Source organism: Mycolicibacterium sp. XJ870 (assembly GCF_053483975.1).
Genome location: NZ_JBEFTI010000012.1, coordinates 180221 through 200486 on the forward strand (window position 1 = coordinate 180221; position 20266 = coordinate 200486).

Here is a 20266-nt window from a genome sequence, read left to right on the forward strand (position 1 = left end):
GCGCCCTTTCTTGCGTTTGCCGGCGGGGTCACCGGTCCGCAGCGGTGGCGCGGCGCTAAAGTCGCCAGCGTGCCAGGCTTCACCCGGTATGTCGCACTCGGCGACAGTCAGACCGAAGGATTGTGGGACGGCGACGACAGTGCCGGCCTGATGGGATTCGCCGACCGCCTCGCGGTCGAGGTCGACCGGCACTATCCCGGTCTGGGTTACGCGAATCTCGCTGTGCGCGGCCACCGTATCGGTGATGTGCTGGCCGACCAGCTCCCGCGGGCGTTGTCGATGCACCCGGATCTGGTCACCATCTGCATCGGCATGAACGACGTAACCCGGCCGGGGCGTGCGTTTCACCGCGCGCTGGGCGATCTGGATCGGGTCTACGCCGCGCTCGCCGATTCCGGTGCCACCGTCGTCACCACGACATTTCCGGACATCACCCAGATCCTGCCGGTGGGTCGACTGCTCGGTAAACGGGTGCTCCAGATCAACACCACCATCGCCGACGCCGCTGACCGGTACGGGTTCCGCCTCGTCGACCTGTATTCGGCACCGTCGATGCGCGAAGCGGAAACCTGGAGTCCCGATCGCGTCCACGGTTCGGCCAAGGGCCATATGTTGTTTGCCGCTGCCGCTGCCGAGGCGCTGAGTTTGCCTGGCAGCAGCCATGATTGGGCTCACGCCTGCGGTCCCGCCGCACCCCAGTCGTTCCGGTCACGCGCCTATTCGCAGGCGCTGTGGACGCAGAACATGCTCATGCCGTGGATCTGGCGCCACCTTCGCGGCCGGTCCGCCGGAAACGGCCGCGCCCCGCGGCGGCCGGTGCTGCTGAGCCTGAGCGCTTAGAAGCCGAGGATCGACAGCGGGAGGTCCACCGGGACACCCTCGCCGAGCCTTGCCACCATCGCCGGGCAGAACGTGGAGATCGCGATTCCGGTGAACATCGTCGCCGCGCCGAGCGGCATACCGCCGGTGTCGGCGACTGTGGCGGCGACGTCGGCGGCGGTCTGCCCCGGCTCTGCCAGCATCGGGCACACCGACTGCCCGACAGCCACCGCCTGAGCGGGATCGGCAGCGCCCACTCCCGCCTGGCCGAGCGCGTCGATGAACGCCTGGTCGACCGGCTCGGCTTGCGCCGGTGCGGCCGCAATCGCGGCTCCGGTCACCAACACCGCCGTCGCGGCGAGCACACGAGTGGCCAATACGGTTCTACGGGGCATCGCTGAATCGTACGGGCCGTACTACCGACAGCTGTGCAGGCGGTCCGAATCAGATTCCGGTCCAGGTCGACTCGAGTTCTTTGGCGACGTCGATCACCTTGGCCTTCTCGGATTCCGGGCTGTCGATCTCATCGGCCACATGGGCGGCGATGAACCGCTTGATCTCGGCGTCAACCCCCGCCAAGATCCGGAGCAGCTCTGCCCGCAGCGATTTCGACGTGACATGGATCGAGATATCGGCCGGCCGCGGCTTCTTCACGTCGATGATCAACAGCAGCGGTTCCGCGGCGAGCGCCGTTGCCCGCAGGTCGATCTCACCGAAGACCATGAACTGCGGGCGGTCGATCCGCAGATCGATCACCATGTCGATCTCCAGCGGGATCCGGATCGAGAACGTGATCGCATCGCCGACATGACGGCTCACCCTGGGTTTCTGGATCTTGACCCGCGCGGTGACTTTGGCGATCTTGCCCGGCCCCTGGCCGATCGGGCCAATCTCGAAAGAATCGCCCGCGATGGCGCCGATCGCGTCGCCCACGCGGTCTTCGGAGACGGCGACCTCGAAGAACCGGCGGCCGAACTCTTCGTAGGTGATGTAGTCGTGATCAGCCATGGTCTGAATACGGTCTCACGTCGGCAGCCCGCGGCGATACAACCGGGCCGTACGCCGTGGTCAGCCCGAGAATTGCCGCAACTTCCTCACCGCCGGGGATCTCGGAGTGAGGTCGGCGATCAGCACGCTCCGGTGGCCGGCGGATTCCAGTCCGGCAACCAGGCTGTGGCCCGATGCGATCACCTTGCGCCACGACGCCCCGGCGGTCAGCTCCAGCAGCCTCGACACTGCGAGTGGCTCAGCGTCGCCTGACAGCACGGCGGTGTCACGATTGAGCCTGCGGTGGACGGCGACCTCATTGCCGGCGCACAGGTCGTCGAGCAGCCCGGTGAACAGGCGTCTGCCCCGCCTCCCCGCACCCCGGAATCCACCCGCAAAACCCACTGCGCCCGCCGGCCCCTGGTTGCGCAACAGGGCAGTCGCCAGCTGCAGGCCTGCGGGGACCGCACCGAATCCGCTGCGCACGAACTGGCCCACCATCGCGGGCAACTCCCAATATGCCTGTAGTTCGGCGATCTGAGGCCCGGATTCCGCGGGCCGCATGCCGTACCGCAAGTATGCCGGGATCCTCATGGTCACCGACGCACCCATGGTCACCTCGAGCTCGAGATCGCGGATCACCGTGGCACCGTGGACAATGTCGACATCGCGGTGGAACGTGATGGCCCGTGGCCCGATGAAGGTGTCGTAGAACCGCCCGATCCGGTCGGCCCCTCGGTGCGGCCGCGAGCCCACCGGATCCTCGACCTGTCCGCCTTCAGCGAACAATCCGACCCAGCCGGCCCGGTCATGCGCGCCTGCTGCCTGCGGTGATCGTTCGACGGCAGCCAGAAGGTCGGTACGTGTGAACGCCATATGGTTCGTTTACCATCCCATGTTCCGCCGGCCGCGCGCACACTGGTGTTAAGCATGTTTTGACTGAGGAGGACGCGATGAGCGGCAACGGACCTTTCGGATTCGACCCCGACGACTTCGATCGCGTCGCCCGCGAGGCGGGTGAGGGATTGCGCGATGCATTGGAGGGCATGACCAAGTTCTTCACCACATCCGGTGAGCGAGCCGGCCTGGCCGGCCTGCTGGACGAGTTCGCCCGTTTCTCGCGGCCCAGAACCGAACCGGAGACCACCGGCGAGAAGGGCGACGGGGTGTGGGCCATCTACACCGTCGACGACAAGGGCGGCGCCCACATCGAGCAGGTCTTCCCCACCGAACTCGACGCGCTGCGTGCCAACGCGACCAACACCGATCCGATCCGCCGGGTGCGGTTCCTGCCGTACGGCATCGCGGTCGGTGTGCTCGACACCGACACCACCGGCTCCGACACCACCGACACGGATACCGAAACCACCGAATAGGGCGGTCCTCAAAAACCGACGGCGCGCAGGTGGCAGCGGTTAGGCTTTTGGGTCGGGGCCGACGAACTGATCGTGCCGGCCGGCAGACCTGAGGGTGGGACATGATTCGCGAACTCTTCGTCGCCGCGGCGATCGCCGGTGTTGCGTTGGCAGCAGCACCTGGGGCGGGAGCCGATGACAGCAACATGTACTTCGACGAACCCGGTCGCTCTTCGACCGACGTTCCCGGCATGAGCTATGAAGCACACCAGGGCGCGCCCTGCTTCAGTTGGGAGCGCAACGTCTTCGGTCGCGGCCCGGGCGGTACGGCGATGCAGTGCCGGTGGATTCCCAACCAGTGGCCGCCGGTTCACACCGGCTTCTGGACATACGCCTATCCGCTGCACGGGGTGCAGGAGATCGGCTCCCCCTGCCCCGGCCCGCAGGCCGCCGCACAGTCACCCGATGGCCGGCCGATGCTCTGCCTGGGGGCGCGCGGCTGGCAGCCCGGCATCCTGACCGGTAACGGCTTCTTTCCCAGCTGACTCACGGTGACGCGAACCCCCGGCCATACAACTATGTGATCCATGTATGGTCGTGGGACCTAAAGTCCGTGCACACAGGAGTGCCATGAGCGGTGATGTGACGTTCAATCTGTCCACAGTGTTTTCCACGGTGGCCCAAGCCATTCCCGATCAGACCTTTCTGGTGTGGCGGGACCTGCGCTTGAGCTATGCGCAGTTCGATGTGCGCGTCGACGGCTTCGCCCACTATCTCGTGTCCGCGGGGCTGGGCGTGCACACCGAGCGCGAGGCGCTGGCCGGGCATGAATCCGGGCAGGATCACCTCGGCATCTACCTGCGTAACGGCAACGAGTACCTCGAGTCGATGATCGGCAGCTACCGGGCACGAGTCGCACCGTTCAACGTCAGCTACCGCTACGTCGAAGACGAACTGCTCTACCTGCTGACGGATTCGAACGCTCGCGCGTTGATCTACAACGCGGAATTCGCACCTCGCGTCGCCGCGATTCGAGACCGGCTGCCGAACCTGCAGGTCCTCATCCAGGTCGCCGACGAGTCCGGCAACGAGCTGTTGCCCGGCGCGGTGGACTACGAGACGATCCTGGCCACACCGGCACCCGCTATGCCCGTACCGTCCGGTGACGATCTGTACATCCTCTACACCGGCGGCACCACCGGGATGCCCAAGGGCGTGCTGTGGCGTCAGCACGACATCTTCCTGTCCTCGATGGGTGGGCGGCCGTTCGGCAGCGACACCTTCATCGCCTCGTACGAGGAACTTGCCGAGCGGGCCGATGCCGCCGGTGGCGGGTTGTCACTCCTGATGATCCCGCCGTTCATGCACGGTGCCGCGCAGTGGGCCGCCTACAACGCCGTCACCATGGGCGGCAAGCTGGTGATCCCCGACGATGTGGTGCGAATGCGTCCCGACAACGTGCTGCGGCTCGCCGAACGTGAACGGGTGCTGAGCATTCCGGTCGTCGGCGACGCCATCGCGCGGCCTCTGCTCGACGAGATCGAGGCCGGAGACTACGACCTGTCCGGGCTGGTGACGATCACCAACGGCGGTGCTCCGTTGTCGCCCACGGTGCGGGAGCGCATTCTGACCGCTCTTCCGCATATCATGCTGCTCGACGCTGTCGGCGCCTCGGAGTCCGGCGCCCAGATGAGCACCTATTCGACTGCCGGCGGCGATACCGACGTCGCTACGTTCACCCCGCAGTCCGACACCGCCGTGGTCGCCGAAGACCTCAGCCGAGTCCTCGGCCCAGGCGAGGGCGGGGGCTGGCTGGCCCGGCGCGACCTCATTCCGCTCGGCTACCTGGGTGACGAGGAAAAGACCGCCCGTACCTTCCCCACCATCGACGGCGTGCGCTGGTCGGTGCCCGGTGACCGCGCAAACGTCTTGGAGGACGGCCGTATTCAGCTGCTGGGCCGCGACTCGGTGACCATCAACTCCGGCGGGGAGAAGATCTTCGTCGAGGAGGTCGAGCGGGCCATCGCGGCGCATCCGGCGGTATACGACGTGGTGGTGGTCGGCCGGCCCTCGGAACGCTGGGGCAGCGAGGTGGTGGCTGTCGTGCAGTTCGCCGAAGGCGCGGCGGCCGACGACGACGAACTCGTCGAGGTGTGTCAGCGCTCGATCGCCCGCTACAAGATTCCCAAGGCGTTCGTCCGGTCGGACAAGATAGTCCGCTCCCCCGCTGGCAAGGCCGATTATCGCTGGGCCAAATCGGTTGCGACCGAAGCAGTCAGCACGTCCTAGACTCACGACTCCAGTAGCCGGCCCATGGCGGCCAGCATTGCGGTGTGGGCCTTGACGGCCTGGCTCACGGTCACCGTCAAGAGTGGCCGCGGCGCGCTGATCGTCAGCTCCTCGGTGATGCGGGTGCCCGGTTTCGCCGGGTGGAAACCCACCCGGCTGTCCAGCCGCACCCGGGGAAACTGACGCGCTGCGGCGCACACGTCCCCGGTCGACGGAACCGTGAGCCGCGCCGCGTAGCTGATCGGAAGAGTGCACGGCCCCAACGGAATCCGGTCACGCACTCGGTAGTCCTGCTGGTAGCCGTCCGCCAGTTCACGGCGCGCCTGCGCCTGAACCGACACCACGAGCGGATGTACCCGGGTGAGATTGTCGAGGTCGGCGTAGAACGCACGGACCCGCTCGGGTGTTGCCGCGACGTCGTGGCTGAGCGTGTGATGTGCCCTGGCGATCCACCAGCTCATCGCCGAAACCCTACTCGCCGGCCTCCGGTGCCGGCGCTTCCTCGGAGGAATCGACAACGGCCACCGGTCGCATGTAGGCCCAGGCAAAGAAGACGGCAGCCACGACAAGCAGGGCCACACCAACCCACCAGTTGGCGTCGGTACCGATGTAGAGATCGACGCGATTGTCGGTAGGTCCGTCTTGATGCTCGACCAGGATTGCCGGCGCGAGGCCGGCGATGAGCAACACCGCACCGTAGATTCCCATCAGCGCGCCGATGATGCTGCGGATGTCGAAGATACGGAAGCGTGGTTTCCTGGCAGTGCTTGACATTCGGCCTCCCGACTCAGTGGAAAATTATATTGAGGATGATGGTGAGAGTCAGTGCGACGCCGGCGAGCGGAGTCGCCCGCAGGTACCAAGGCTTTCCGACACTCTCGGGATCATGGAAGATCTCCCGCGGCGTTTCTGAATACACCAGTCCGACCAGTTCGGCCGCGGGTTTCGGCCCGGTCACCATGCTCACTGCGATGCTCACCACGATGTCGACGACGAACGCCGCGGCGGCCGCCACGAACGGCACACCCTGCCCGGGCAGGTTGATCACACCGGTCTCTCCCAGGATGAAAACGAAGACCGCGGAAAGCGTTCCGGCCACCAGGCCCATCCAGCCCGCGGTCGGGGTCATCCGGCGCCAGAACATGCCGAGGATGAACGTGGCGAACAACGGCGCGTTGAAGAAGCCGAACAGCGTCTGCAGATAGTCCATCAGGTTGGAGTAGCCCGCGGCGATCAGTGCGGTGAAGATCGCCAGCACCGTGGCCGCGACCGTTGCGATCCGCCCGATCTGGATGTAGTACCCGTCGGGCCGGTCCTTGACCACGTACTGCTGCCAGATGTCGTAGCTGAACACCGTGTTGAACGCGGAGATGTTGGCGGCCATGCCTGCCATGAAGGAGGCGAGCAGCCCGGTGATGGCAACCCCGATCAGTCCGTTGGGCAGGATGTCGCGGATCATCACCAGCATCGCGTCGTTATAGGTGATCTCGCCGGTGCCAGTGGTTTTGAGGTGAATGACGTCGCCGATCGCCGCCGCCGCGATCATGCCGGGTATCACCACCACGAACGGGATGAACATCTTCGGGAATGACGCGATGATCGGTGATCGTCGCGCCGCCGAGATCGAGTTCGACGCCATGGCCCGTTGCACCTCGACGAAGTTCGTCGTCCAGTAGCCGAAGGACAGCACGAAGCCCAGGCCGAAGACGATGCCGATCACCGACCAGACCGGACTGTCGAAGCCGGACAGCGCCTGCCCCGGCCAGGTCGTGAGTTGCTCCTGCACCGATGCCGTCACTGCACCGTCAAACGCGGTGTCAATCACCTTGTCCTTCAGGCCGTTCCAGCCACCCACCTTGATCAGGCCGAAGATGGTCAGCGGCACCAACGCGGCAAGGATCACGAAGAACTGCAGCACCTCGTTGTAGATGGCTGCCGACAGCCCGCCCAGCGCGGTATAGGTGAGCACGATGACCGCGGCGACAATCAGGGACAGCCACCGGTTCCAGCCGAGCAGCACGTTGATCACGGTGGCCAGCAGGAACAGGTTGACGCCCGCGATCAATACCTGCGCGACGGCGAAGCTGATCGCGTTCACCAAGTGCGCGCCCGGACCGAAGCGCCGACGCATGAACTCGGGCACACTTCGAACTTTGGACCCGTAGTAGAACGGCATCATCACGACGCCGAGGAACAGCATCGCCGGGACGGCCCCGATCCAGTAGTAGTGCATCGTGGACAGGCCGATCTCGGCTCCGTTGGCCGACATGCCCATGATCTCGATCGCACCGAGATTCGCCGACACGAACGCCAGCCCCGTCACCCAGGCAGGCAATCGGCGACCGGAAAGGAAGAAGTCCAGGCTCGTCGAGATCTGGCTGCGGGCGATATAGCCGATCCCCAGGACGAAGACGAAGTAGATGGCGATCAACAGGTAGTCGACCGCGCCGACGGACAGACGCAGAACGCTCTCGGCCGCCAATGTGGTGGTCAACGATGGGGCCACAGACATCAACCTTCCGAAGTGGTCAGGTTCCAACGAAAACAACCAGAAGGTAACAGCCCACAAGCCACAAATGGCGCTTTCGGTGAGAATTTGTTTGTTAGTGTTCGTTTAGGTACTTGAGCGAAGGAGGTGCACACCCGAATGCTGGCCGCTGAACGTCGCCGCGCGATCCTGCGCGCACTGAACTCCGGCGGCGCTGTGCGCGTCGCCGACCTCGCCGCCCAGTTGGCGGTGTCCGAGATGACCGTGCGTCGCGACCTCGATGCCATGGACGCCGACGATCTGCTGCGCAAGGTGCACGGCGGCGCGGTCACCCGACACAACCGCGGTGAGGAACCGGGGTCCTCGGTCAAGGCGACGCAGCAACGTGCCGAGAAGGCGGCGATCGCCGAAGTTGCAGCCCGCACCATCGCGGATGGCGTCACCATAGCGATCAGCGCGGGCACCACGACGACCGAACTGGCCCGACGGCTCCGGCATCGACCGTCGATCACCGTCGTCACCAATTCGCTGACCGTCTTCGACGTGCTCACCGCGCCGTCAGCCGGCGGCGCCGACACTCCCCTGGTCTATCTCAGCGGCGGCGTGCGAACCCCTTCGGATGCGCTGGTCGGGCCGATCGCCGACGCAACGATCGCATCGTTCCGGGTCGACGCGACCTACCTCGGCGTCCACGGCTTCGATCCGGAAGCCGGGCTGACCTCACCGAATGTCGCTGAGGCGCAGACGAACCGAACGCTCATCGGGATCGGCGCCGAGCTCGTCGTGCTGGCCGATCACACCAAGTACGGTGAGATCGGCACCAATGTGTTCGCCGGTCTCGGGCAGGTCGACACCCTCATCGTCGATGACGGGCTGGCCACCGAGGATCAAGCTGCGCTGGCCGGGCTGGTCGGAAATATCGCGATCGCTGAAGTGGCAGGACACCGATGACCGAACCCCTCCGCTGGACGTTGGCCGACGGTCGCGAGCAACTGTACTTCTCGCTACCCGGCCATACCCCGGCGCCTGTTCGCGATCGACGCCCATTGCCGGCCCGCGGAGATCAGCAGTCGCAGTTGCGTTTCGATCGGCAGACCGGACAATGGGTGGTCATCGCGGCGTTGCGGCAGGACCGGACTCATCTGCCCGCCGCCGACGAATGCCCGCTGTGCCCGGGACCCTCCGGGCAGACCAGCGAGGTGCCGGCGCCGGATTACGACGTCGTGGTGTTCGAGAACCGTTTTCCCAGTCTGTCCGGCGATTCGGCGTTCACACTGCCGCAGTGTTCGGGCACCGACTTCGTGTCCGCGCCCGGGCACGGGCGCTGCGAAGTCATCTGCTTCTCCAGCGACCACACCGGAGCCTTCGCGCAGCTCCCGCTCCCGCATGCCCGCCTTGTGGTCTCCGCGTGGCGCCACCGAACCGCAGATCTTCTGAGCCGCAACGGGATACAGCAGGTGTTCTGCTTCGAGAACCGCGGCGAGGAGATCGGCGTGACCCTCAATCACCCGCACGGTCAGATCTACGGTTACCCCTACCTGACCCCGCGCACCGAACAGATGCTGCGGGCCGCGGGCGACCATCGGGCACGTAACGGCACCAACCTGTTCGCGGACCTCCTGGCCCACGAGCTCGCCGACGGCGAACGCATCGTCGCGCGCACCGAGTTGTTCACCGCCTTCGTACCGTTCGCCGCCCGCTGGCCCGTGGAGGTGCACATCTATCCGAATCGCTTCGTACACAACCTGACCGAATTGAGCGACGACGAGTTGGACGGGTTCGCCGAGATCTACCGCGACATCCTGCAGCGGTTCGATCACATGTATCCCGTTGAGTTGCCCTATATTTCGGCATTGCACCAGTACGGGGACAGTGCCGGGCAGCGTGAGGGCTATTTCCACGTCGAGCTGATGTCGGTACGCCGCAGCGCGACCAAGCTGAAGTTCCTGGCCGGCTCGGAGTCAGCCATGGATGCCTTCATCAGCGATGTGACACCAGAGAGCGTCGCACAACGATTGCGGGAACTGTGATGGTCACCTACGCGGCCCCGGGCCGGATCAATCTGATCGGTGAGCACACCGACTACAACCTCGGCTGGGCGCTGCCGATCGCCTTGCCGCAGCGCGTCACGGTGAGTTACCGACCGGACCACTCGGACGCGGTCACGGTGCGCAGCGATCAAGAGACCGCGACCGCGAGGAGCACAGGAGGATCCGGCGACGTCTCGATACCGCTGAACACCGCCCCTGGCGACGTCACGGGCTGGGCGGCGTATGTCGCCGGGGTGATATGGGCGCTGCGCACTGCCGGCCATCAGGTCAGCGGCGGAAGCATCTCGATCACCAGCGATGTCGAAATGGGTTCGGGCCTCGCGTCATCGGCTGCGCTCGAATGCGCGGTACTGGGGGCACTGACCAATCGAACGACGATAAATCGAGTCGAGCAGGCCCGGATCGCGCAACGGGCCGAGAACGACTACGTAGGCGCGCCAACCGGACTCATGGATCAGTTGGCCTCGCTGTTCGGTGAACCGCAGCGCGCGATGCTCATAGACTTCCGCGACCTCACCGTCCAATCCGTGCCATTCAACCCTGAAGTCGCCGGTATCACACTGCTGGTGATGAATTCTCGTGCCGCGCATCGCCACGCCGACGGCGAGTACGCGGCACGGCGCGCGTCCTGTGAACGGGTCGCAACCGACCTGCAGGTCGAGTCACTGCGTGACCTGCAATCCCGCGGGCTGCCTGCGCTCGGCGCGCTGACCGACCCCGAGGATGCCCGACGCGCCCGACACGTCATCACCGAGAACCAGCGGGTGCTCGACTTCGTTGAAGCGCTTGAGGTTTCCGATTTCGTCGCGGTCGGAAAGATCCTGACTGCATCGCACGCGTCGATGCGCGATGACTTCGCGATCACCACCGACCACATCGACCTGATCGCCGACACGGCGGTGCGGGCCGGCGCGCTCGGGGCTCGGATGACCGGCGGCGGCTTCGGCGGATGTGTGATCGCGCTGGTGCCCACCGAACTGGCCGGCAATGTCAGCGAAACGGTGCGCTCGGCAGTGACCGGGGCCGGTTACCCCGAACCGACTATCGCGGCTACCCGAGCCGCAACCGGCGCCGGGCCGGTGCTGCCCACCACCTCAAGCCACCACGACGCGTAGCCTCTCCCAGCCTCGTACCGTGGACGTCGGTGCCAGTTGCGCGCTGTCGTAGTCGATGTCCCATTCGGGAAAGCGATTGAGCAGTTCGTCGAGGGCCACCCGGCCCTCCAGCCGGGCGAGGTTGGCGCCCAGGCAGTAGTGCAGACCCTTCCCGAACGTCAGGTGGCTGCCGTTGTCGCGGTGGATGTCGAAGGCGTCGGGGTTCGGGTACCGGTTGGCCGCCCCGAATAGCAGCAGCATCGCACTGCCCGCCGGTACCGTCGTGCCGTAGCACTCGAAATCCTTTGCGAGCCATCGGGCTACGTGCGGACCGGTGGGTTCGAAGCGGAGCGTCTCATCGACAGCCCGGGTCAGCAATGACCGGTCCTGCTGGATCTCCCGGCGCTGATCGGGATGTTCGGCAAGTACCTTGGCCAGCCAACCGATCAGGCGACCGGTGGTCTCGTTGCCCGCGCCTGCCACCACCTGGGTGTAGTGCAACACTTCTTTCCGGGTGAGCTTGCGGGTGACACCGTGCTCGTCGGTGAACTCGACGTTGAGCAGCGCCGTCATCAGATCGTCGGACGGGTTGTTGGCCCGCCATTCGACATAGTCGGCGTAGACCCGGCCGTCGGCGATCTTGTCGGCAGCCGCGACTTTCATCGGGGCGCCGGGTTTGGTGCGCAGGCTGGCGTCGTTGGCGTCACGCACCCCGGTCTGCTCGGATTCCGGTATTCCCAAGAGCATTCCGATCACACGCATCGGCATCATCGAGGCGAGTTCGGCGATGATGTCGAAGCTGTCGGATCCCACCAGCGGATCCAGGCACCGTACGCAGAACCGCCGGATCTGGTCCTCGATTTCAGCCATCCGCCGTGGGGTGAACACCCGGGACATCAGGCCGCGCAACAGCGTGTGCATCGGCGGGTCCTCGAACATCATCACGCCCGGTGGCATGTCGAAGTCGGACTTGACGAGCTCAAGGATGTCACTTCGGCTGTTGGAGAACGTCTCCCAGTTCGACAGCGCCTTCTCGACGTCGGTGTACCGGGACAGCGCCCAGAAGTCGTAGCGGTCGTTGTGATAAATCGGCGCCTCGTCCCGCAGCCGGGTGTAGACCGGATACGGGTCAGCGACGATGTCCACGTCGTAGGGGTCGTAATAAACCCCGGTGGACACGGTCATTTCAGGCCGCTCCCGGCGTCGACGGGCAGCGTCACGCCGGTGATGTAACGGGCCTCGTCGGAGGCCAGGAACAACACCGCGTTGCTGATGTCCTCGGCCTCGACCCACGGGATGGGCAGCATGTGGAACGTCCGGCAGATCGGCGCGAGGTCGTCGGGGCCGGGGTTCTCAAGATCAGGCCGGAACATCCGGTAGGTCTTCTCGTTCATCAGCATGGGGCTGTTGACGTGGGTGGGATGTACAGAGTTGACCCGGATCGAGTGTTGGCCCAGTTCGACGGCGAATGAGCGCATCAGGCCGACGACACCGTGCTTGGCTGCCACATAGTGCCCCGTGAAGGGGTACGCCTTGGTTCCGGCGACCGAGCTTGTGAGGATGATCGACCCGCCGCGACCACCCGCCAGCAGATGTGGCACACCGGCTTTCACCGACTTCCACGCCCCGCTGAGGTTGACGTCGATCATCTCCTGCCACAGGTCCTCGTCCATTCGGTCGAGCTTGACCCCCGTGGTGCCGATGCCCGCGTTCGCCACGACGATGTCGAGCCGCCCCAGTTGTTCGACGCCGCTGTCGACGGCCGTCTTGAGTCCCGCGAAATCCCGAACGTCGACCTGGGCCGTGACGATGCGCCGGCCCAGATTCTTGACCAGGTCCGCGGTCTGGGCGAGATCCTCCTGGGTGGCACCCAGGGCCGGTGACCTGTCGAAGGTTTCGCAGATGTCGACGGCGATGATGTCGGCGCCTTCGGCCGCCAACCGCACTGCGTGGCTGCGGCCCTGGCCGCGGGCCGCTCCGGTGATCAGAGCAACCTTGTCTTCGACCCGTCCAGTCATTGCCCACCCTCGCCAGTTGGGCGATCGCCCAAATTACTAGACTGACGCCATGTCTAGCAGCCCCCGCGCCGGACGGTCAAGGGTTCGATGACCCTCCTGCACGAGTTGGTGTCGGCAGCAGCGCACGGGGCGCCACAACGCCTGGCGCTGGTCTCGGCAGACGGAACCGCCGCGACCTTCGCCGAGCTCGATCGCCAGATCCGTTGTGTCGCCAGGTGGATAGCCGACCGCACCGGCCCGGGTGACCGGGTGGCCGTGGTCGCCGACAACAGTGTCTCGTACGCCCAGTTGTACTACGGCGTGCCACGCAGCGGCCGGCTTCTCACACTGATCAACCAGCGCCTGAACCCCGCTGAGCAGGCCGCCCAGTTGGAGGCCACGCGTCCCGCCGTGTTGCTCGGCGATGCCAAGTATCTGTCGGCTCTTTCGGCCGCCACCGGACACATCACCCATAGGGTCACCTTCGACTCGCCCACCTGGCGGGCCGCAACCACGGGTGACCCCGATTTCATCGACGCGGCCGGTCCGGACGATCCGGCCTGGCTGCTCTTTACCAGCGGTTCTACCGGAGCGCCCAAAGATGTTGTGCACAGCCATCGTTCGATACTTGCCGCCGTCCGGGGCACTGTAGCGGGGCGCGCGGTCCAACCGGGCGGGGTGTACCTCCTGCCGTTCCCGATGTGCCACATCGCCGGCTACAACATGCTCGTCCAACATGCGGTCGCCTCGACGGTGATACTGACCGCGCAGTTCCGCCCCGATACGTTCGTAGACCTGGTCAGGGCGCACGGGGTGAGGTCGTGCTCGCTGGCCCCGACCATGCTGCACTCGTTACTGGGCTATCTCGAACGCACCGGCACCGAACTTCCCACGCTTGAGGCGATCGCCTATGGATCGGCCGCGATGCCGTTGGACTTGCTGCGTCGTGCGATCGACGTGCTCGGCGTCGACTTCCACCAGGGCTACGGGATGACCGAAACCGGTGGCAACATCACCTTTCTCGGACCCAGCGCCCATCGCGCCGGTGCGGCGGGCGCGACGGAACTGCTGAGCAGCGCCGGTCATCCACACGCCGAGGTGGAGGTGCAGACCATCGATTCGGCCGGCAAGCTGCTTGGCGCCGGAGCGGTCGGCGAGATCGTGGTCCGCGGCGCCCAGGTCACCCCGGGCGTCAACGGGTGGCTCCACACCGGAGACGTCGGCCGCATCGACGCCGATGGTCGGCTGTTCGTGGTGGACCGACTCAAGGACATCATCGTCACCGGCGGCGAGAACGTCTCATCCCGTGAGGTCGAGGATGCCCTGTCCACGCATCCAGATGTCGACCAGGTGGCGGTCGTGGGCGTGCCCGACGAGTACTGGGGTGAGGCCGTCTGCGCAGTCGTCGTCCCTGTCAGCGGGCGTCAACCGTCATCCGACGAGCTGATCACTCACGTCCGTTCCGCCATCGCGGGTTTCAAGCGGCCCCGGATTGTGCTCTTCACCGAGGCCCTGCCGCTCACCGCCAACGGGAAGGTCGCCAAGAGTCGGGTCCGGGAGTTCGCTCTGTTCGCTGTCCGGCACTGAGCCGAGCACCCGAATCAGGTCCGGCTTCATCCGCTGAAGTTCCTGACCCCAGTACCCCCAGCTGTGGATCCCGTCGGGGAAGTTGAACACCCCGTTGTTTCCGCCCGCTGCCACGTATGCGTCGGCGAATGCCCGGTTGGAGTCGATCGCGAATCCTTCCAGGAAGCCCAGACCGCCGATCGGGGCGTCCGGACTGGCCAGCGCCGGGTCTCGTGCCGTGCCGTTGCCGCAGTACACCCAGATCCGGGTGCCGTTGGCGACAAGCCGCCCGACGTTGACCGTTGGATCGTTACGCGCCCAGGCCGGATCACCCGGCGGCCCCCACATCGCGTCCGGGTTGAAGCCGCCATTCCACATCATGGCGATTCGGACTTGTCCCGGCCCGTCGGCCGCGGACAGGTTCAGGAATCCCGACAGCGACCCGGCGTAGATGAACTGCTGTGGATGATGCGCGGCGAGCACCAACGCCGACGACCCACCCATCGAAAGCCCGACGACCGCGTTTCCGGTAGGCGCGACCTCCCGGTTGGTGGCGAGCCATGCCGGCAGCTCCTGGGTCAGGAAGGTCTCCCATTTGTAGGTCTGAGTCCCGCCGTTGCCTGCTGCGGGCGCGTACCAGTCGCTGTAGAAACTCGATTTTCCGCCAACTGGCATGACCACCGATATGCCTGAACCGTCGAACCAGTCGAATGCCGCCGTGTTGATATCCCAGCCGTTGCGGTCGTTACCCGCTTCCATGCTGTCCAGCAGATACAGCGCATGCGAACCCGAGCCGCCACTGAGGAATTCGACGCGGATATCGCGTGCCATCGCCGCTGACGGCACCTCGAGAATTTCGATCGGCGCATTCGAGTATGCGTTCGCCACAGGCGCATAGAGCACACCGGGCAATATCACGGCCGCAAATGAAATGGCCGCGTATCGCCGTATGGACGCAAAGATCGCCATATCCGCCTCATCCCGGCCGCGAACTGCGCTCGTACAACGTACGCGGCCAACCCCTCGCACGGCCCCGACCTAGCGGACAATACGCCGGAAGCGCACGTTTACGCGGAAATTTGGCAATTGTTGTTGATCCGCGAAATTGACGCAATGGTCGATCGCGCGGCCGAGAATTGACCAATGCGTCGGTCCGGCGTTGGCGAACGCACGTGCAATTGCGTTATGGCAGGCCACCGAGGAACGGGTCGACGAATATCGGTGGCGCCGGGGTTACCGGGGCGCGAACCGGTGCAACCACCGGCACGGGTCCCGGTGCGAACAGTTGCGGGGTGGCCGGGCCGGACGTCGCAGCACCCGACAGATGCGCGACGGCGACCGGGACGTCAGCCGGAGCGCTGACTGCTGTCACCTCGACGGGTTCGTAAACCGGCGTGTGGTCGACAGTCTCTGTCGCTTCTGTCGCCACTGTCGCCTCTGTCGCAGGCTGGTCGACTGCCGGCTCAACCACGGCGGGCCGCCTGGTCACGCCCTGCGGTACTGCAACAACGCTGACGACCTGTGGGATACCGGCTGAGCTGAGCGCGGGTTGCTCGGGCGCGGGTTCCGGGCGCTCCGGGATCGACTGGGATCCCACGGCCAGCAGCGCCACCACAACGCCGGCAGCAGCAGCACCTCCGACCCGCAGAGTTGCCGACTTCCGCGTCCGATCAGGCCGGTGCACTTGGGTTTTCGGTTCGCGCGCGGCGACTGCGTCCGTGGCGACCGCATGCGCAGCCGCGTGCGCCACCGACAGGAGCTCATCGACATCTGCGTCCGTGTCCATGCCCGACGGCACTACGCGGACGTCGTTGAAACCCGCCGCTTCGAGCGTGTCGATCAGCTGCTGCGCCTCGGATTCGACGCCATCGGACCAGACGACGCCCACCGACCGCACGCCCTGGCCGCTGGAGACTGCGATGGCGCGGGCACCCCGTGCCGCCGCAGCCCCTCGAGCTGCCAACTCGTCGACGGAGTCGATCTCGAACGCATCGTCGTCCAACGGTGAGCGGGCTGACGCGGTGCGGTCGACAAGGACCCAGCCGACGCCGCCGGACGTCAGTGCCAGTCCCAGTACCGTCTTCACAAACCAGCCCCGATTCCTGACGCTCCACCGACGCGATGCCGCGACGAGCATATTTTGCTCGCAACCGAACGGCATCTTGAGGAGATTGCCCATATCTGTGACCCCTGCCTGCGGCTTTGCCGCAGACAGGTCACTCTGACGCCCAGCGATCACCCGTACGTCACCGAAAGTTCATCGGCCCATTCCGGCGAGGACGACGTTCCCGATGTTCCGGTCAACGGCGACTCCGCTGTATTTTCGCTCGCTGCCCGTGTGTGATCGCTTCGGAAGCCCTACGAAACGATTAGGACAGCGAGATGCTGACATTCGAGTACCAGGACACGTTGCGCGAAGTGAAAACCCCGGCAGGTGTGCTGCGCTACCACGAGGCCGGCGACGGCCCCCCGTTGTTGCTACTGCACGGCTCGGGTCCGGGAGTCACGGGGTGGCGCAACTTCCGCGGCAACCTCGACGTCTTCGCCCGCCATTTCCGCTGCCTGGTGCTGGAGTTTCCGGGATTCGGAGTGAGCGACGACTTCGGCGGTCACCCGATGCTGGATGCGCAGGGCGCGGCGGTGACCTTCGCCGACGCCCTGGGGTTGGAGAGAGTCGACGTGATCGGCAACTCGATGGGCGGTGGCGTCGGCATCAACTTCGCCATCAACCACCCCGACCGCGTCGGCCGCCTGGTGACGATCGGCGGCATCGGGACCAGTATCTTCAGCCCGGGGCCCAGCGAAGGCATCCGACTGCTCCAGGAATTCACCGAGGACCCCACCCGCGCAAGGCTCGTCGACTGGCTGAATTCCATGGTGTACGACCCCGACCTCGTCACCGAAGAACTCATCGAGGAACGCTGGGCGCTGGCCACCGATCCCGGAACTCTGGAGGCGGCCCGGCGGATGTACGGCAAAGCCGCTTTCGCCGCGATGATGGCGATGATGCGCAAATCCGACGCCCCGATGCCGTGGGCCCTGATGCACAAGGTGCAAGCGCCGACGCTGCTCACCTGGGGCCGCGACGACAGGGTCAGCCCGCTGGACATGGCACTTATCCCGATGCGCAGCATTCCCAATGCCGAACTGCATGTGTTCCCCAACTGCGGCCACTGGGTGATGATCGAGGCCAAGGCGGCGTTCGAACGAACTGTGCTGGCGTTCCTCGGTGTCAGCGACGCGAGCGCGAATAGTTGAGAAACCGCAGTAGGTAGCGCGGCAGGGACCTGGCCGGAACAGCCGTCGGCCAGGCATCCGCACGAAAGTAGGCGTCGGATCCGCCGTCGACGAAAACCACGCTGCCACAAAGGAAGTCAGCAGTATCGGACAGCATGAACATCATCCAGTCCGCGAGCTTTCCCGGATCACCGTAGCCCCCGATGGGCACCGGGAACGCCTTGACTGCCTTGGCTTGTTTGGGATCGGCCAACTGTTCTTCGAGCAGCGGAGTCAGGATCGCGCCGGGTGCGAGGGCATTGAGCCGGATACCGGCACCGGCCCAGTCACTGCTCACCGCCTGTCGACGCACCCACCGCGACACCGCGATCTTGGAGGCCGCATAGATCATCGCGGGCGCGCCCTTGCCGTAGAAACGCACCGCACGCACTGCCTTGTCGCCGTCCCCGACCAGGAACGCCCGCACCGCGCGCCTCGGCACCGCCGGCGTGGTGGTCGTCGAATTGCTGGCGATGACAACTACTTTGGCGCGCTCGGCGCGCGCCAAGGCCGGACGCCAGGCGTTCAGCAGATCGATGACGCCGAAGTAATTGACTTGCGCGGTGAGGCGCTCGCGTCCGGGGATCGGCCCCAGCCCTGCCGCCAGTACGGCGCCGTCGAGGACACCGCCACACGCGGCCAGAACGGCATCGGCGGCGGCACGCCGCCCCTCGTCAGTCGACAGGTCGGCGACGACGTCGGTGTTTTTGATGTCGACGCCGATGACCGAATGGCCCGCTGCTCGCAATCGTTCGGCCACTGCAAGACCCATACCCGATGCGCAACCGGTGACGGCGTATGTACCCACTTAAATGCTCCCTTAGTCGTCGGCACCGAAGGCGCGTTCACCCGTAAGGCCACTGGTCAGCAGCCGGTGTGCCTCCGGATTCCCGTCCAGCATGCGGCTGGCGCGTCGCGTGATACGCCATCTGCCCTCTGTGCGGGTCAGCTCGAAATGGTTGGCGGCCGCACGCCACACCATGTACTCCTGCGCCGAGGAAGTCCAGCCTCGATGGCCGAAATGGCTGTCCGGCAAGGGTTGTGGACGTCGCAGCAGGACCAGTGATTCGCATAGCGCGACAGCGGTGTCACCACGGACGGTAACCACCGCTGGACCCAGAAAGTGGCTGCACCCTGAATCGACCAGTTCGTGGTGCGAGCGAGAGCTCACCATGGCGTGCACATCGGAGCTACTCCCCATCCGCCAACCCTCGACGTCGTAGACCCCGTCGGCGGTCCACAGGTCCGCGGCGGTGTCCGCGTCGGCCGCGTCGACGGCAGGCCCGTAACTCGCGATCAGCCGGGCGATATCGCGTTCGTCCTCCAGCTGCTGCACTCTTGCCAGCAGCTCGGCAAGGTCACCGTTGTCACCGCTCATCGGCCTCTCCTTCCGCAGCGATCTCAGCGAGCCGCTCCAGTTGTCGGCAGTAGTCCTCCGCCGATCGGGCCGCGACACTGCACGACACCGCGGTGGCCCCGGCAGCGGCGAGTTCGGCGAGCCGCGCCCGGGTGCCGGCCGGGTCGGCCGAGGGATCCAGCGCGCGCCCGGTCCCGAGCACGACCTCGAATCCGGTTGGGAGTTCGGCTTCGTCGAGCATGGCGCGGACAGCGGCCGCTGACAGCCCGAACGGCATCCACCCGTCGGCCAGCCGCGCCGCACGGTCCAGCGATGCCTTGGTCCTACCACCCACCCAGATCGGCACGTGGGCCTGCACGGCGTGCGGCTGTACGGTCATCCCCGAGTACGTGTAGAACGGGCCGGTGTAATCAGGTTCGGCCACGCCCAACGAGGCCCGCAACGCGGCGATGGCGTCGTCGGCACGCTGAGCACGGTGTCGCCACGGCGCCTCGATGAGGTCGAATTCCTCTTCCAGAGAGCCGATTCCAACGCCCAACACCACCCGCCCGCCGCTGATGCGGTCCAGCGTGCCGTACCGTTTCGCGATCTCCAACGGATGGTGATACGCCAACACCAGCACCGCGGTCACCAACCGGATACGCTGTGTACCGGCCGCGAGAAACCCCAGGGTGGACAACGGATCCCAGTACACCGCCCCACGTGTGGGTGCCTCGGCACTCGGCACGGCGACATGCTCGGAGCACGTCACGAAGTCCAGGCCAAGTTGGTCGGCGGTGCGGGCGATCTCGCGGAGATCGTCGTGCGTGGCGGTGGGCGCCCCCCGGGGGGCCCCCCCCGGGCCCCCCCCCCCCCAGGGGGGGGCCAAAACCAAACCCCAGCCAAGGGCCGCGGGGGTGGCGCGCGGGGGGCGCTTGGGGGTCGGGGGGGGGGGGGGGTGGGTGGGGGTCCGCGGGCGGCGGCGGGGGCGGACCCCATGGCCGGATC

21 protein-coding genes and 1 pseudogene are annotated in these 20266 nt (G+C 65.9%); 9 read left to right on the forward strand and 13 right to left on the reverse strand.

The annotated features are described in order from the left end of the window. Positions 1 to 69 precede the first annotated feature (69 nt). The gene (locus ABQF30_RS29050) at positions 70 to 840 is read left to right on the forward strand and encodes an SGNH/GDSL hydrolase family protein (protein ID WP_448470429.1); all 771 of its coding nucleotides are present in this window, start codon (positions 70 to 72) and stop codon (positions 838 to 840) included. Here ABQF30_RS29050 and ABQF30_RS29055 read toward each other — a convergent pair. The 3 genes from ABQF30_RS29055 to ABQF30_RS29065 are packed head-to-tail and all read right to left on the reverse strand — an operon-like array spanning position 837 to position 2682. Beyond that, a complete protein-coding gene (locus ABQF30_RS29055; protein ID WP_448470431.1) occupies positions 837 to 1214 on the reverse strand; it encodes a DUF732 domain-containing protein in 378 nt (125 codons plus the stop codon). The two genes, ABQF30_RS29050 and ABQF30_RS29055, sit on opposite strands and share 4 nt — an antisense overlap. Before the next feature lie 49 nt (positions 1215 to 1263). Next, the gene (locus ABQF30_RS29060; RefSeq protein ID WP_448470433.1) at positions 1264 to 1827 is read right to left on the reverse strand and encodes a hypothetical protein; all 564 of its coding nucleotides are present in this window, start codon (positions 1825 to 1827) and stop codon (positions 1264 to 1266) included. Between the two features lie 60 nt (positions 1828 to 1887). Beyond that, positions 1888 to 2682, reverse strand: coding sequence for a nuclear transport factor 2 family protein (locus ABQF30_RS29065; RefSeq protein ID WP_448470435.1), 795 nt, complete (start codon positions 2680 to 2682; stop codon positions 1888 to 1890). A 77-nt stretch (positions 2683 to 2759) separates the two neighbouring features. Between ABQF30_RS29065 and ABQF30_RS29070 the strand changes: the two genes are divergently transcribed. From ABQF30_RS29070 to ABQF30_RS29080, 3 genes are all read left to right on the forward strand, one after another. After that, a complete protein-coding gene (locus ABQF30_RS29070; protein WP_448470437.1) occupies positions 2760 to 3182 on the forward strand; it encodes an Rv0313 family protein in 423 nt (140 codons plus the stop codon). Between the two features lie 101 nt (positions 3183 to 3283). Beyond that, complete coding sequence (locus ABQF30_RS29075; protein WP_448470439.1) at positions 3284 to 3706, forward strand: hypothetical protein; 423 nt, start codon at positions 3284 to 3286, stop codon at positions 3704 to 3706. Between the two features lie 85 nt (positions 3707 to 3791). Next, on the forward strand, positions 3792 to 5450 hold the full coding sequence (locus ABQF30_RS29080) for an acyl-CoA synthetase (protein ID WP_448470441.1): 1659 nt from the start codon (positions 3792 to 3794) through the stop codon (positions 5448 to 5450). Between the two features lie 2 nt (positions 5451 to 5452). Here the strand turns inward: ABQF30_RS29080 and ABQF30_RS29085 are convergent, their stop codons facing one another. From ABQF30_RS29085 to ABQF30_RS29095, 3 genes are read right to left on the reverse strand one after another with little or no spacing between them, the layout of a single operon-like run. Further along, positions 5453 to 5911, reverse strand: coding sequence for an SRPBCC family protein (locus ABQF30_RS29085; RefSeq protein WP_448470443.1), 459 nt, complete (start codon positions 5909 to 5911; stop codon positions 5453 to 5455). Positions 5912 to 5921: 10 nt separating this feature from the next. Further along, positions 5922 to 6224: an Asp23/Gls24 family envelope stress response protein gene (locus tag ABQF30_RS29090; protein ID WP_448470444.1), complete on the reverse strand. Its 303-nt coding sequence runs from the start codon at positions 6222 to 6224 to the stop codon at positions 5922 to 5924. Between the two features lie 13 nt (positions 6225 to 6237). After that, a complete protein-coding gene (locus tag ABQF30_RS29095; RefSeq protein ID WP_448470446.1) occupies positions 6238 to 7962 on the reverse strand; it encodes a sodium:solute symporter family protein in 1725 nt (574 codons plus the stop codon). Between the two features lie 135 nt (positions 7963 to 8097). Between ABQF30_RS29095 and ABQF30_RS29100 the strand changes: the two genes are divergently transcribed. Genes ABQF30_RS29100 through ABQF30_RS29110 form a run of 3 tightly spaced genes read left to right on the forward strand, consistent with a single transcriptional unit; the run spans position 8098 to position 11104 of the window. Next, complete coding sequence (locus ABQF30_RS29100; protein ID WP_448470448.1) at positions 8098 to 8889, forward strand: DeoR/GlpR family DNA-binding transcription regulator; 792 nt, start codon at positions 8098 to 8100, stop codon at positions 8887 to 8889. Continuing rightward, a complete protein-coding gene (gene galT, locus ABQF30_RS29105; protein WP_448470450.1) occupies positions 8886 to 9968 on the forward strand; it encodes a galactose-1-phosphate uridylyltransferase in 1083 nt (360 codons plus the stop codon). Before ABQF30_RS29100 ends, galT begins: the two co-directional genes overlap by 4 nt. Continuing rightward, positions 9965 to 11104 (forward strand): galactokinase, encoded by a 1140-nt coding sequence (locus ABQF30_RS29110; protein WP_448470452.1) that lies wholly within the window; start codon positions 9965 to 9967, stop codon positions 11102 to 11104. The genes galT and ABQF30_RS29110 overlap by 4 nt, the downstream gene beginning before the upstream one ends. Here the strand turns inward: ABQF30_RS29110 and ABQF30_RS29115 are convergent. Further along, entirely contained in the window at positions 11084 to 12268 is a 1185-nt protein-coding gene (locus tag ABQF30_RS29115) for a cytochrome P450 (RefSeq protein ID WP_448470454.1), read from the reverse strand. The two genes, ABQF30_RS29110 and ABQF30_RS29115, sit on opposite strands and share 21 nt — an antisense overlap. Continuing rightward, complete coding sequence (locus ABQF30_RS29120) at positions 12265 to 13101, reverse strand: mycofactocin-coupled SDR family oxidoreductase (RefSeq protein WP_448470456.1); 837 nt, start codon at positions 13099 to 13101, stop codon at positions 12265 to 12267. The genes ABQF30_RS29115 and ABQF30_RS29120 overlap by 4 nt, the downstream gene beginning before the upstream one ends. Positions 13102 to 13188: 87 nt before the next feature. Between ABQF30_RS29120 and ABQF30_RS29125 the strand changes: the two are divergent. Then, positions 13189 to 14556: pseudogene (locus ABQF30_RS29125) on the forward strand (AMP-binding protein); the annotation flags it as partial. Here ABQF30_RS29125 and ABQF30_RS29130 read toward each other — a convergent pair. Further along, positions 14512 to 15615: an esterase family protein gene (locus tag ABQF30_RS29130; RefSeq protein ID WP_448470458.1), complete on the reverse strand. Its 1104-nt coding sequence runs from the start codon at positions 15613 to 15615 to the stop codon at positions 14512 to 14514. The pseudogene ABQF30_RS29125 and the gene ABQF30_RS29130 sit on opposite strands and share 45 nt — an antisense overlap. A gap of 214 nt (positions 15616 to 15829) precedes the next feature. Next, positions 15830 to 16732 carry a DUF7159 family protein gene (locus ABQF30_RS29135; RefSeq protein WP_448470460.1) on the reverse strand — a complete coding sequence of 301 codons (903 nt, stop codon included), beginning with the start codon at positions 16730 to 16732 and terminating at the stop codon, positions 15830 to 15832. 296 nt (positions 16733 to 17028) lie between these two features. On the opposite strand from ABQF30_RS29135, the gene ABQF30_RS29140 reads away from it, so the two are divergent. Further along, positions 17029 to 17904, forward strand: coding sequence for an alpha/beta fold hydrolase (locus ABQF30_RS29140; protein WP_448470462.1), 876 nt, complete (start codon positions 17029 to 17031; stop codon positions 17902 to 17904). Here ABQF30_RS29140 and ABQF30_RS29145 read toward each other — a convergent pair. The 3 genes from ABQF30_RS29145 to ABQF30_RS29155 are packed head-to-tail and all read right to left on the reverse strand — an operon-like array spanning position 17879 to position 20153. Then, entirely contained in the window at positions 17879 to 18730 is an 852-nt protein-coding gene (locus ABQF30_RS29145) for an SDR family oxidoreductase (protein ID WP_448470464.1), read from the reverse strand. The genes ABQF30_RS29140 and ABQF30_RS29145 overlap by 26 nt on opposite strands. 12 nt (positions 18731 to 18742) lie before the next feature. Continuing rightward, positions 18743 to 19300 carry a nuclear transport factor 2 family protein gene (locus ABQF30_RS29150; protein ID WP_448470466.1) on the reverse strand — a complete coding sequence of 186 codons (558 nt, stop codon included), beginning with the start codon at positions 19298 to 19300 and terminating at the stop codon, positions 18743 to 18745. After that, a complete protein-coding gene (locus ABQF30_RS29155) occupies positions 19290 to 20153 on the reverse strand; it encodes a TIGR03619 family F420-dependent LLM class oxidoreductase (RefSeq protein WP_448470468.1) in 864 nt (287 codons plus the stop codon). Before ABQF30_RS29155 ends, ABQF30_RS29150 begins: the two co-directional genes overlap by 11 nt. Between the last annotated feature and the right edge of the window lie 113 nt (positions 20154 to 20266).

Excerpts from the sequence above, each read along its gene's own strand:
- ABQF30_RS29055 (WP_448470431.1), bottom strand. The coding sequence starts at position 1,214 with ATGCCCCGTAGAACCGTATTGGCCACTCGTGTGCTCGCCGCGACGGCG.
- ABQF30_RS29060 (WP_448470433.1), bottom strand. The coding sequence starts at position 1,827 with ATGGCTGATCACGACTACATCACCTACGAAGAGTTCGGCCGCCGGTTC.
- ABQF30_RS29065 (WP_448470435.1), bottom strand. The coding sequence starts at position 2,682 with ATGGCGTTCACACGTACCGACCTTCTGGCTGCCGTCGAACGATCACCG.
- ABQF30_RS29070 (WP_448470437.1), top strand. The coding sequence starts at position 2,760 with ATGAGCGGCAACGGACCTTTCGGATTCGACCCCGACGACTTCGATCGC.
- ABQF30_RS29075 (WP_448470439.1), top strand. The coding sequence starts at position 3,284 with ATGATTCGCGAACTCTTCGTCGCCGCGGCGATCGCCGGTGTTGCGTTG.
- ABQF30_RS29080 (WP_448470441.1), top strand. The coding sequence starts at position 3,792 with ATGAGCGGTGATGTGACGTTCAATCTGTCCACAGTGTTTTCCACGGTG.
- ABQF30_RS29085 (WP_448470443.1), bottom strand. The coding sequence starts at position 5,911 with ATGAGCTGGTGGATCGCCAGGGCACATCACACGCTCAGCCACGACGTC.
- ABQF30_RS29090 (WP_448470444.1), bottom strand. The coding sequence starts at position 6,224 with ATGTCAAGCACTGCCAGGAAACCACGCTTCCGTATCTTCGACATCCGC.
- ABQF30_RS29095 (WP_448470446.1), bottom strand. The coding sequence starts at position 7,962 with ATGTCTGTGGCCCCATCGTTGACCACCACATTGGCGGCCGAGAGCGTT.
- ABQF30_RS29100 (WP_448470448.1), top strand. The coding sequence starts at position 8,098 with ATGCTGGCCGCTGAACGTCGCCGCGCGATCCTGCGCGCACTGAACTCC.
- galT (WP_448470450.1), top strand. The coding sequence starts at position 8,886 with ATGACCGAACCCCTCCGCTGGACGTTGGCCGACGGTCGCGAGCAACTG.
- ABQF30_RS29115 (WP_448470454.1), bottom strand. The coding sequence starts at position 12,268 with ATGACCGTGTCCACCGGGGTTTATTACGACCCCTACGACGTGGACATC.
- ABQF30_RS29120 (WP_448470456.1), bottom strand. The coding sequence starts at position 13,101 with ATGACTGGACGGGTCGAAGACAAGGTTGCTCTGATCACCGGAGCGGCC.
- ABQF30_RS29130 (WP_448470458.1), bottom strand. The coding sequence starts at position 15,615 with ATGGCGATCTTTGCGTCCATACGGCGATACGCGGCCATTTCATTTGCG.
- ABQF30_RS29140 (WP_448470462.1), top strand. The coding sequence starts at position 17,029 with ATGCTGACATTCGAGTACCAGGACACGTTGCGCGAAGTGAAAACCCCG.
- ABQF30_RS29150 (WP_448470466.1), bottom strand. The coding sequence starts at position 19,300 with ATGAGCGGTGACAACGGTGACCTTGCCGAGCTGCTGGCAAGAGTGCAG.